General features: G+C 72.1%; 10 protein-coding genes and 1 pseudogene. 3 read left to right on the forward strand and 8 right to left on the reverse strand.

Annotated features, from left to right (window positions below):
* From Q1N79_RS28740 to Q1N79_RS28750, 3 genes are all read left to right on the forward strand, one after another.
* A partial coding sequence (locus Q1N79_RS28740) for a LuxR family transcriptional regulator (RefSeq protein ID WP_300614221.1) occupies nucleotides 1-1514 on the forward strand: 1514 nt, incomplete at its 5' end.
* 200 nt (nucleotides 1515-1714) lie between these two features.
* Nucleotides 1715-2515 carry an alpha/beta fold hydrolase gene (locus tag Q1N79_RS28745; RefSeq protein WP_300614222.1) on the forward strand — a complete coding sequence of 267 codons (801 nt, stop codon included), beginning with the start codon at nucleotides 1715-1717 and terminating at the stop codon, nucleotides 2513-2515.
* A gap of 3 nt (nucleotides 2516-2518) precedes the next feature.
* Entirely contained in the window at nucleotides 2519-3406 is an 888-nt protein-coding gene (locus tag Q1N79_RS28750) for an alpha/beta hydrolase (protein WP_300614223.1), read from the forward strand.
* A gap of 16 nt (nucleotides 3407-3422) precedes the next feature.
* Here Q1N79_RS28750 and Q1N79_RS28755 read toward each other — a convergent pair whose 3' ends face one another.
* The 8 genes and pseudogenes from Q1N79_RS28755 to Q1N79_RS28790 form a co-directional block, all read right to left on the reverse strand.
* Entirely contained in the window at nucleotides 3423-4619 is a 1197-nt protein-coding gene (locus Q1N79_RS28755) for a hypothetical protein (RefSeq protein ID WP_300614224.1), read from the reverse strand.
* Nucleotides 4620-4784: 165 nt separating this feature from the next.
* On the reverse strand, nucleotides 4785-5423 hold the full coding sequence (locus tag Q1N79_RS28760) for a hypothetical protein (protein WP_300614225.1): 639 nt from the start codon (nucleotides 5421-5423) through the stop codon (nucleotides 4785-4787).
* A 17-nt stretch (nucleotides 5424-5440) separates the two neighbouring features.
* Nucleotides 5441-5986: a hypothetical protein gene (locus Q1N79_RS28765; protein WP_300614226.1), complete on the reverse strand. Its 546-nt coding sequence runs from the start codon at nucleotides 5984-5986 to the stop codon at nucleotides 5441-5443.
* Entirely contained in the window at nucleotides 5983-7146 is a 1164-nt protein-coding gene (locus tag Q1N79_RS28770) for an MCE family protein (RefSeq protein ID WP_300614227.1), read from the reverse strand. Before Q1N79_RS28770 ends, Q1N79_RS28765 begins: the two co-directional genes overlap by 4 nt.
* Nucleotides 7146-8228 (reverse strand): MCE family protein, encoded by a 1083-nt coding sequence (locus tag Q1N79_RS28775; RefSeq protein ID WP_300614228.1) that lies wholly within the window; start codon nucleotides 8226-8228, stop codon nucleotides 7146-7148. The genes Q1N79_RS28770 and Q1N79_RS28775 overlap by 1 nt, the downstream gene beginning before the upstream one ends.
* Entirely contained in the window at nucleotides 8210-9484 is a 1275-nt protein-coding gene (locus tag Q1N79_RS28780; protein ID WP_300614229.1) for an MCE family protein, read from the reverse strand. The genes Q1N79_RS28775 and Q1N79_RS28780 overlap by 19 nt, the downstream gene beginning before the upstream one ends.
* 9 nt (nucleotides 9485-9493) lie before the next feature.
* Nucleotides 9494-10564, reverse strand: a complete 1071-nt coding sequence (locus tag Q1N79_RS28785; RefSeq protein WP_300614230.1) for an MCE family protein — start codon at nucleotides 10562-10564, stop codon at nucleotides 9494-9496.
* Nucleotides 10561-10749, reverse strand: a pseudogene (locus Q1N79_RS28790) (MCE family protein); the annotation flags it as partial. The gene Q1N79_RS28785 and the pseudogene Q1N79_RS28790, both read right to left, overlap by 4 nt.

Raw genomic sequence — 10749 nt, forward strand, 5'->3', positions numbered from 1 at the left:
GGCTGCTGCGCGCCGCCGAGCTGGCCGTCGAACTCGGGCGGCTCGAGCGGGCCGGTGAGCTTGCCGCGCGGGCCGAGCCGCTGTCCCACGCGCCGCCCGACCTGGCGCGGCTGGCCCTGATCAACGAGAGGCTGAACCCGGGCGACCCGGGCGACCCGCTCCGGGTGCGGACCCTGGCCGACCTGGCCAGCGAGATCATCGACGCCGGCGACACCGACCTGGCGTTCAGGCTCGTGCTGGCCGGGGCGGTCCGCGTCTGGTCGGCCGACCCGGGACCGCAGCCGCGGGATCACCTGACCGCCGTCATGGGACGCCTGCCGGTCCCGGCGGACGACCCGCGGCTGCTGTCGGCCGGCGGCTTCATCGACCCCGCGCGCTACGGCGACCGGATCACGGCGCGCATCGCGACCCTGCGCCAGGACGAGCTCGACCCGGCGTCGGCCGAACTCGCGATGTCGATCCACCTCGTCGGCGCCGACGAGACGATCACCGCGGTGCAGCGCGCGGTCGTGGACTGCGCCCGCAGGGAAGGCAAGCTCGCCGCGCTGCCCAGGCTGCTGACCCAGCAGGCCTGGACCGCGATCACGCGCGCGGACTGGCAGGCGGCCGTCCCGGCCTGCGACGAGGCCGTCCGCCTGGCGGTCGAGACACGCCAGCCGATGTGGCACGCGGCGGCGATGACGGGCCAGGCGATGATCGCGGGCATGCGGGGCGAGGACGAGGACGCCGAACGGCTGGCGCGGCAGGCGGAGGCGCTCGCGCTCCCCGCGCGGATCAGCGCGGTGCTGTCCGGCATCCAGTTCGCGCGCGGCGTCACCGCGATCGCCGCCGGCCGCTACGACGAGGCGTTCGACCAGCTGCGCCGCGTATTCGACCGCGGCGACCCCTGCTACCAGGCGATACAGAGCGCCTGGGCGCTCGGCGACCTCGCCGAGGCGGCCGCGCACACCGCGCGGACGGCCGAGGTCCGTGCGCTAGCGGAGGCGTTCAGGCCGCGTCCGGGGGACAGCGTCACCCCGTGGACCCGCGTCGCCCTGGGCTACGCGGCCCCCCTGCTGGCCGAAGAATCCGGCGCCGAGCTGGAGTTCAACCGGGCGCTCGCGGTGGACCTGACGCGCTGGCCGGCCTACCGTGCGCGCCTGCTGCTCGAGTACGGCTCGTGGCTGCGCCGCCGGTACCGGGTCGCCGCGGCCCGGGGGCCGCTGCGGACCGCACGGCAGATCTGCGAGGCGCACGGCCTGCTGCCCTGGGCCGAGCGCGCCCGCAGGGAGCTGCGCGCCACCGGCGAGGCCAGCGAGGAACCCCGCGCGCAACCGCGGACATCCCTGTCCCCGCAGGAGTTCCAGATCGCGCAGCTCGCCGCCGAGGGACTGTCCAACAGGGAGATCGCGCAGCGGCTGTACCTATCCCACCGGACCGTCGGCTCGCACCTGTACCGGATCTTCCCCAAGCTCGGCATCACCTCGCGGACCCAGCTCCCGTCCGTCCTGCCCACCGTAGACCCGAACCGCTAACGGCCCAGCGAACCGCAGCCACCCCGGAGCAGGTGCGCCGTCAAGGCGCAGCCGGGGGGTTCCGGGGGGTCGCCCCCCCGGGAGAAACCAGTCGGATGACTGAAGCCGGCGTACGCGCGCTCCCCCTACGGTGGGCAGCGACGCTGGGGGCCCGATCCCGGGCGAACCGGCCGGACAGCACCCACGAAAGGCCACGTCAGATGCCTGCCAAACCACACCCGGTCGTATTCATCAACGGTCTCTGGCTGCACAAGAGCTCCTGGCAGCCATGGGAGTCCCTGTTCGAAGACGCCGGCTACCGGGTCCTCGCCCCGGGCTGGCCCGGCGAGCCGGACACCGTCGAGCTCGCCAGGGCCGATACAGATTCTGTCGCCGACAAGGGGATCGACGACGTCGTGGCGCACTTCGCCGCGATCATCGGCGGGCTCGACGCCAGTCCCGTGCTGATCGGCCATTCTTTCGGCGGGATGATCGCCGAGAAGCTGCTCGGACAGGACCGGGCCGCGGCGGCCATCGCGATCGACGCGGCGCAGATCAAGGGGGTCCTTCCGCTGCCGCTGTCGTCCCTGCGGGCGACGCTCCCTGTCTTCAGGAACCCCGCGAACCGGCACCGGGCCGTCATGCTCACCGCCGAGCAGTTCCGCTACAGCTTCGGGAACGCCGTGACCCCAGAAGAGTCCGCGATGCTCTACGACAAGTGGGTGGTGCCGGCGCCGGGCAAGCCGCTCTTCGAGGCGGCAGCGGCCAATTTCTCGCTGCACTCCCCCGCCAGCGTGAACACGCGCAACCCGCGGCGCGGCCCGCTGCTGCTGATCATGGGCGGCCAGGACCACACGGTCCCCGAGGCGATAACCAAGTCGACGCTGAAGCAGTACCGCTATTCCCCGGCGGCGACCGAGCTGCTCGAGTTCGGCGACCGCGGTCACTCGCTGACGATCGACGCCGGCTGGGGCGACGTCGCGCAGGCCTGCCTGTCCTGGCTCGGCCGCAAGGGCCTGTAGCCGATGAAGGACACCGAGCGCATGCCCTCGGGACTCGCCGGGTTCAGGTCAGCGCACATCGACCTGGGCGACCTGACCGTCCACGCCGTCACCGGCGGGGACGGGCCTGCCGTGGTGCTCCTGCACGGGTTCGCGCAGACCTGGCGGGCCTGGCGCGCCGTGCTGCCCGCGCTCGCGGAGCATTACCTGGTGATCGCCGCCGACCTGCGCGGGATCGGCGGCTCGACCGTTCCCTTCGACGGGTTCGACAAGCGCACCATGGCCGGCGACGTCGCGGGGCTGCTCGACGCGCTCGACGTTCCGGCGGCGAGCGTCGTGGGACACGACATCGGCGGGATGGTCGCGTACGCGTTCGCCAAGAGCTACCCCGGCCGGGTCAGCAAGCTCGCGATCGCCGCGGTCTTGCTGCCCGAGCGCGCCTGGTACGGATTCCCGCTGCTGGGCGCCGGGTCGCCGTGGTGGTTCGGGTTCCACGCCGTCCCGCTCCTGCCCGAACGCCTGATCTCCGCCTCGCTGGGCTGTTACCTCGACTGGTTCTTCGACTTTCACGACCCGGGCGAGAACTACGACGCGTCGGGCATCACCGCCGCCGACAGGGACGCGTACGTGCGGGCCTACTCCGCTCCCGGCGCGCTGAGCGCGGGGCTGGGCTGGTTCCGGGCGTTTCCCCAGGACATCGCCGACAACGACGGGTGGCTCAAGCAGCCGCTTGACATCCCCTACCTCGCGATCGCCGAGCCGCACGTGCTCGCCCCGATGACCGAGCAGGCCGCCAGGATCTCGGCCAGGCATCAGGTGGTGCAGGTCGCGCCGTCCGGACACTGGGTGACCCAGCAGCAGCCTGGCCAGGTCGCCGACGCCTTGCTGAAGTTCCTCGCCGGGGAAGGCTGACCTGGCCGGCGTGACGCTAGTCCGGCGGGGTGGCCGAGGTGGAGTTCACCCAGCGGGTGCCGTTCCAGTGCAGGATCACGACCTCCGCGCCCATGTTGACCGTGCCGACCGCCCAGGCGCTGCCGGCCGATGCGGCCGCCACGCCGTACAGGCTGTCGCACGTCGCGCAGAACGGGTTCGGGCTGGTCACCTGCGCCCACGCCTTGCCGTTCCAGTGGAAGATCATCGTCTTGGAGCCGCCCGCGGCGGTCTCGTCGTAGCCGACCGCCCAGGCGTTGCCCGCCGAGGTGGCGGCCACGCCCTGCAGGACGTTCCAGGTGAGTTCGGTGCTGCTGACCTTGACGGGATCGGGGCTTGGCACCTGCGTCCACGCCTTGCCGTTCCAGTGCAGGATCAGCGTCTGCCAGCCTTCTGAGTAGACGGTGGAGTAGCCGACCGCCCAGGCGTTGGTCGCGGAGGTGGCGGTCACGCCGTAGAGAAAGTCGCCCGTCGGGGTGGGGCTGGGGCTGGACACCTGGCTCCAGGCTTTGCCGTTCCAGTGCAGGATCAGGGTGTGGATGACGGCGTCGTCGTCGGTCTCGCCGACCGCCCAGGCGTTGCTCGCGGAGGTGGCGGCCACGGCGAACAGTTCGTCGTCGCTGCCAGGGCTCGGGCTGGACACCCGCGTCCACGCCTTGCCGTTCCAGTGCAGGGTCACGCTGCGCTCGGTGCCGGTCTGGCCGACCGCCCAGGCGTCGTCCGCCGAGACGGCGGCCACGCCGCTGAGCAGGGTGCCGTCCGGTCCCGGGTTCGGGCTGTGCACCTGCTTCCAGGCCGTGCCGTTCCAGTGCGCGATCAGCGGAACGTTGGCCGACGCGCTGGGTGTGTAACCGACCGCCCAGGCGTTGGCGGGGGAGATCGCGGCCACGCTGTAGAAGTCGCTGTCGGTCCCGCCCACCGCCAGGGCCGACTCCCACGTCCAGGCCTTGCCGTTCCAGCGCTGCGCCAGTGCCTCGCCCGGCGTGTAGCCGACGGCCCACGCGATCCCGCCGGTGGTCACGGCCGCGCCGTTGAGCTGGCCGCCAAAGGGGATGGCGACCCGGGGGGCCTGGGGCCTGGCCTGGGCCGCCGCGGCTGGCGTGGCCGCTGCCAGCCCGGCGGCCATGCCTGTCAGCAGCACCGCCGCGGCGACGATCACCCCTGACCGCGCGGCGAGCAGCCGTATGCGTGTCATCGCGCCCCTCCCACCCCGAAGGCCCCATTGAGCCCCGATTATGACAGGCCGGACATCCCGGGCGCTAGTCGCGCCGACCGGGTGATCGCGGGCGGGCGGGAGTCGGCCGGGATCGTTCGGGATAAAGATTTTCAGTCCGAACGGGCCCTGGCGCCTCTTCCTGCCTCAGCTGAACGTGTCGATGTTCTCGATCTTCCAGCGGCCCGCCTGCCAGAGCGCGGTGACCGCGAGCATCGAGCCGCTGTAGCTCGTCTGGCTGGTGCCGGCCCGGGTGTCCTGCTGGTTGACGAAGATCAGCACCCGCGCCTGGCCGCCGGTCAGCAGCTCCACCCCGCTGTTGGTCACCGTGGTGGTGACCACGAGCTTTTGCGCCGGGGCCTGCTGCTCCACGAGCGCGAACAGCGTGTTGTACTGCTGGATCGCCGGCCCGGTCAGCAGCCGCTGCGCGGCCCGCCTGGTCGCCCCCGTGTCGGCGTAGCTGTAGGAGAAGACCGTCTGCACGGCGGCGTCGATCTGGGTGCGGACCGCGCTGGTGGCGGCCGGGTCGATGAGGGCGGTGTTCTGCTGCGCGGACTGCGCGCGCAGGCTGCCGGCGTGCGCCGTCGCCCAGATGCCGAAGCCGCCGAGCAGGACGGTGACCGCGCCGAGCGCCAGCACCGCGAACGTGCGGCGGCGACCGCGGGTGGCGGTGGCTGGCTCGTCTGCCGGGTCGTCAGTATCGTCAAGCTCGTCGTCGTCAAGCGCGGGGTCTTCGAGCGCGGGGTCTTCGAGCGCGGGGTCTTCGAGCGCGGGGTCTTCGGGCATCGCGAATCCTTTCCGTCTCACCCGGCGCTGCCGACCGGCACCTGGCCGAGCGCGGTGAGCTTCCACCCCGAGGCGGTCCGCGTGAGCTGGCCGTCGAGCCTGGTCTGCTTGGTGACCGCGGCTCCCTTGGCGGGGACGACGGTGAGCTGGACGGCGGCGATGATGCTGGCGGTTCCCGCCCTGGTGTTGAGCGTGACGAGGGCCGCGTCGAGGATCTTGGCGGTGGTGATCGTCTTGGCCTGCTCGACTTGCTTTTCGAACTCGGCGCTGCCCGCGACGATCTGCGCGCGCAGCGCCCCGGCGGACGACTGCTCCCACAGGCTCAGCCCCTGGCCGACGTCGCGGTAGTCCAGGGTGTTGAAGTTCTGCACGTCCTGTTCGCCTTCCTGCAGGACCTGGTCGCGGGCCTGCGCCTGGGCGACCGTCCCGGCCTGGGCGGCGCTGTGCCACGCCAGGCCCGACCAGGCGGCGAAGACCGCGGCCGCGACGGCGAGCACGACCGCGACGGCGAGCAGCGGGTCTTTGACGAGCCTGCGGGCGCCGCGGCGGACGAGGGCGATCACGGGGTCACCCCGAGCAGCGTGGCCAGGCCCGGCTGGGCCGCCGCCGGCACCCCGCCCCCTGACGGGGCGTGCGCGGAGCCGCGGACGTCCACCCCGCTGCTGGCCGGCAGCGTGCAGGAGGCGGAGGTGTTGACCGGCGCAGGGGAGGTGTCGAGGCCGTTGCGGTACACGGTGCCGCCGTACCCGGCGGTGCAGGGCAGCGGGCTGAAGAAGGTGAGCGCCATCCCGATGTTGGCCCCCTCGTTCGTGATGACCGTGGATCCCGCCGCGATGTCGGCCGGCAGCACAGAAAGCAGCTCGTCGAGCGCCGCCCCCCTGGTGAGCGTCACCTGCGAGGTGGTCAGCAGGTTGGCGATCAGCACGGCCAGGCCGGGGTTGGTGCCGGCCAGCAGGTCGGCCACCTGCGCGGCGGCCTGCGGGGCGGCGGTGATGAGCTTGCTCAGGTCGGGGTCGGAGTCCTTGAGCTGCCGGGCGAGCAGCCGGGCGCTTGCGGCGAAGGAGTCCAGCGCCCCGGATTCGGCGATCTGGGTCGCCAGCACCGCCTTGGCGTTGGTGACCAGCGTGATCGTCTGCGGGGTGGTGGCGTCCAGCGCCTGGACGAGCGCGTGGTCGCCGTCCAGGATCGCCGCCAGGTTGGCCCCCTGGCCCTGGAAGCCGGTCGCCAGCTCGTTGAGCAGCTCGCGGAGCGTGCCGAGCGGCAGCGACGTGGCGAGCGTGTTGACGCTGGTCAGCAGGTTCGTCACGGGCAGCGGCACCGAGGTGTCGGCCTGCGGGATCACGCTGCCCGCGGTGAGGTAGGGGCCGGAGCCTGTGTCCGGTCGCAGGTCCACGTACTGCTCGCCGACCGCCGACAGGTCCGCCACGGCGGCCTTGAGGCGGGCCGGGATCGGCGGGGCGGAGTCGCTGATGTCCAGGTCCGCCTGCACGCCGGTCGCGGTCAGCTCGACGGCGCCCACCCGGCCGACCTGGACCCCGCGATAGGTCACGTCGGCGTCGGGGAAGATCCCGCCCGCCTGGGCCAGCTCCAGCTTGACCACGTAGTAGCCTGGCAGCCCGATGTAGCGGCCCAGGTTCGCGTAGTGGATGCCGGTGTACCCCACCACAAGGAGGCTGAGCAGCGCGAACGCGGCCAGCTTGAGTTTCGTCGCCGTGGTCAGCATCAGCTCTTGCCCGTCCCGCTGGCCGTGGCGGTCGGGGCCGGCGTCACGGGCGGGATCACCGTCGTGCCCTTGGCCGCCGCCACCTTCAGGTAGACGTTCAGGTAGTCGCCCTGCACGTCGTCAAGCACCTGGTCGGTGAACGGGTAGGTCAGCAGCACCTGCAGCGCCAGCGGCAGGTTCTGCCCGGCGTCGGCGAGCTCGGTGAGCGTCGGCGTCAGCAGCTGCAGGTCGGTGACCAGGCTGGCCTGGCTCGCGTTGATCGTGGCGACCGCGACGCCGGACAGGGCGTGCAGCGAGTTCAGCATCGTGACGAGCTGGTTGCGCTCGGCGGCGAGCACCTGCAGGCCCGGGCCGAGGTGGATGAGGACGTTGCCGATCTGGCGGTCGCGCGCGGCCAGGGTGGCCGACAGGGCGTTGAGCCCGTCGAGCGCGGTGATGATGTCGCTGCGGTGGGCGTTGAGGTTGGCCAGCAGCGTGTGCAGCCGGACGACCAGCGAGCGGACCTGCGGCTCGTCGCCGTTCAGCGCGACGGCCAGCTGGCTGGTGATCGTGTGCAGCTGGTTGATGCCGCCCCCGTTGAGCAGCAGCGACAGCGCCCCGAGCACCTCCTCGACGGTGGCGTTGGTGGTGGTGCGGTATTCGGGTATCACCGCGCCGTTCGTCAGCCTGCCGGTGGCCGGGACGCCGGGCGGCGCGGACAGCGCGATGTACAGCTCGCCGAGCAGGCTGGACTGCTCCACCTGGGCGATCGCGTTGGCCGGCAGGCGGACGTCGCCGTTGATCAGCATGCTGACGCTCGCGGTCCACGACCCCTGCGGCAGGGAGATGCTGGTGACCCGGCCGACGCTGACGTCGTTCACCTTGACCGCCGACTGCGGCACCAGGTCGAGCACGTCGGCGAAGCGGGCGGTGACCTCGTAGGGGTGGCTGCCCAGGCTCGCGCCCCCGGGCAGCGGGATGCTGTAGATGCCGTTGAACCCGCCCGCGCCGCAGCCGGCCGTGGCGATCACCGCCGCCGCCGCGACGGCGATCGCCGCCCACTGCCGCGGGGCCCGGGCGCGCATCAGCACCGCTTCCCGCACGCGTGCAGCTCTGCGAGCAGGGCCTGCGGCGTGCTGTACACGGTGCCCACCGACGGCAGCGGCAGCGGCGGGAGGCCGGCGATCTCGCTGGTGAGCACCGCGACCGACCCGGCCGGTCCCGACGACGCCGCCGATTCGTCGCTGGCCGCGGTGGTGCCCGCCGCGGTCATGCTGAACTCGTTGAGGTCGGCGCGGCCGTCCAGGGTCTTGGTGGTGGCGTCGTACGCGTTGAGCAGGTTGTCGGCCGCGAGCGGGGCGTCGTCAAGCGCTTCGGCCAGCGACGCCCGCTCGCTGGACAGGATGTCGGTGATCGACGCGAGCTTGTTCACGTTGGCGGTGAGCAGGCTCCTGTTGCCCGCGATGAACTGCTGCACCTGGGCGAGCGCGCCGGCCAGCGTGCTGATCGCCGCGGACAGCTGGTCCCGCTCGCCGGACAGGTACCCGGAGACCTGGGCGAGCTGCTGCTCGGCCAGCTGCACCTGGTCATCGTTGCGCTCGAGCATGGCCGTGAACTGCTCCAGGCTGGTGATCGTCGACGCGATGTTGCCCGCGGAGCCGCCCAGGGTCTTCGACAGGCCGGCGTACTGCGTGAGCATGCTCTTGAGGTAGCTGCCGTTGCCCGCCAGGTTGGCCTGGCCGGTCGTGATCAGGTTGCTGAGCGCGCCGTGCTTGTTCGCGCCCGACGGGCCAAGCGCGGTGGCGAGCTGGTTCAGGTCCGCGTAGATCTGGTCGATCTCGACAGGGACCGCGGTGCGGGAGAGCGGGATGACGGCGCCGCTGGCGAGCCGCGGGCCGCTCGTGTAGGCGGGGGTGAGCTGGACGTAGCGGTCGGAGACCACGCTCGGCGCGACCACGACCGCGTCCGCGCCGGCGGGGACCGGGACGCCGTTGTCGACCGTCAGGATGACCCTGACCTCCGCGCCGTCCGGCTGGACCGCGTCGACCGTGCCCACCCGCACCCCGAGTATGCGCACGTCGGAGCCGGGGTAGATGCCGATCGACTCGCTGAAGTAGGCGGTGATCCGCGTACCCGGATGGGTGGCCTGGTCCAGCAGCCTGCCGCCGGCGATCAGCGCGGCCACGACCGCCACGGCCGCGACCGCGGAGATGATCCGGCGCCGCCGGGAGCCGAGCAGCCTGCGCCGCAGCCGATCGCGCAGGCCGCGCAGGCGGGCCCGCCTGGCCGTTTGCTGTTCCCGGCCTTCTTCCAGGAGGCTGTCGAGTGTGCTCAGCCCGCCTTCGTTCGGATCGCTCATCGTGTCACCTCAGCTTTTCGGTGGCTCGCAGCCGGCGGCGGGACCGGTGCCGGGCGGCAGGTCCGAGCTCGAGATGAGGCCGCACAGGTACACGTCCAGCCAGCGGCCGTTGCCGAGCGTGTTGCCGAGCAGCCGGTAGTACGGGCCGGCCAGCGCGATCGCCTGGGCCAGGCTGGCCTGGTTCTGCTCAAGCACGCTGGTGACCTCGTTCAGTGCCTGCAGCGCCGGGTGGAGCTTGGCCTGGTTGTCTGTGACGAGGCCGGACAGCTGGACGGACAGGGCCTGCGTGGTTTCCAGCAGCGAGGTGATGGCGGCCTCCCGCTGCTGCAGCTCCGCCAGCAGCAGGTTCCCGTCGGTCAGCAGTTCGGAGAACCGGGTGTCCTCGCTGGCGAGAACCCCGGTGACCGTGCGGGTGCCCGCCAGCACGCTGGCCACCTGCGCCTGCTCGGAGGCCACCGATGACGACAGGCTGGCCAGCCCGCTCAGGGCCGAGCGCACGTACGGCGGGGTGGAGGCGAACGCGTCGGACAGCACCTGCAGGCTCTTGGCGAGCTGGGCGGTGTTGATCTGGCCGAGCTGCTGCCCCAGGTCGCTGAACGCCTGCTGCACGTCGTACGGCGACGTGGTGCGGCTGAGCGGTATCGGCTGGGCCGGGTTGAGCGGCGCGGTGCCCTGCGGGTCGAGCGCCAGGTACATGTCGCCGAGCAGGGTCTTGATCTCGATCGCGGCGGTGGTGTCGTTCCCCAGCCAGGCGCCTTTCTCCTGGAACGTCACGGCCACCTTGTCGCCGTCCAGCGATACCCCGGTGACGTGGCCGACCACGACTCCGGCGATCCGCACCTCGTTGCCTGGCTGCAGGCCGCCCGCCTCGGCGAAGTAGGCGGTGTAGGTGGTGCCGCCGCCGATGAACGGCAGGTCGCCCGAGTAGTAGACGAGCAGGGCGATCGCGGCGAGGATGGCCAGCCCCGTGAAGGCGACCCCGATCAGGCTGCGCTGCGACAGCGGCTTCCTGACAAACCGCGACAGGGCCTTCGCCGACAGGGCCTTCGCCGGCAGGGGCCTTTCCGGCACAGACGTCATGACGTGCACCTCGCTGCCGTGACGGGGACGCCGGACGGGCCCGCACCGCCGGAGGCGCTGCGCACCCCGGTCACCGTCGCGGCGCACAGGTAGAAGTTGAGCCACGACCCGTACGAGGCGAGCCTGGTGATGTCGGCCATCTTGAGCGGCAGGTCCTGCAGGAACGTGGCGACCGTGCCCGAGTT

This window comes from Trebonia sp. (genome assembly GCF_030042015.1).
Classification (GTDB): domain Bacteria; phylum Actinomycetota; class Actinomycetes; order Streptosporangiales; family Streptosporangiaceae; genus Trebonia.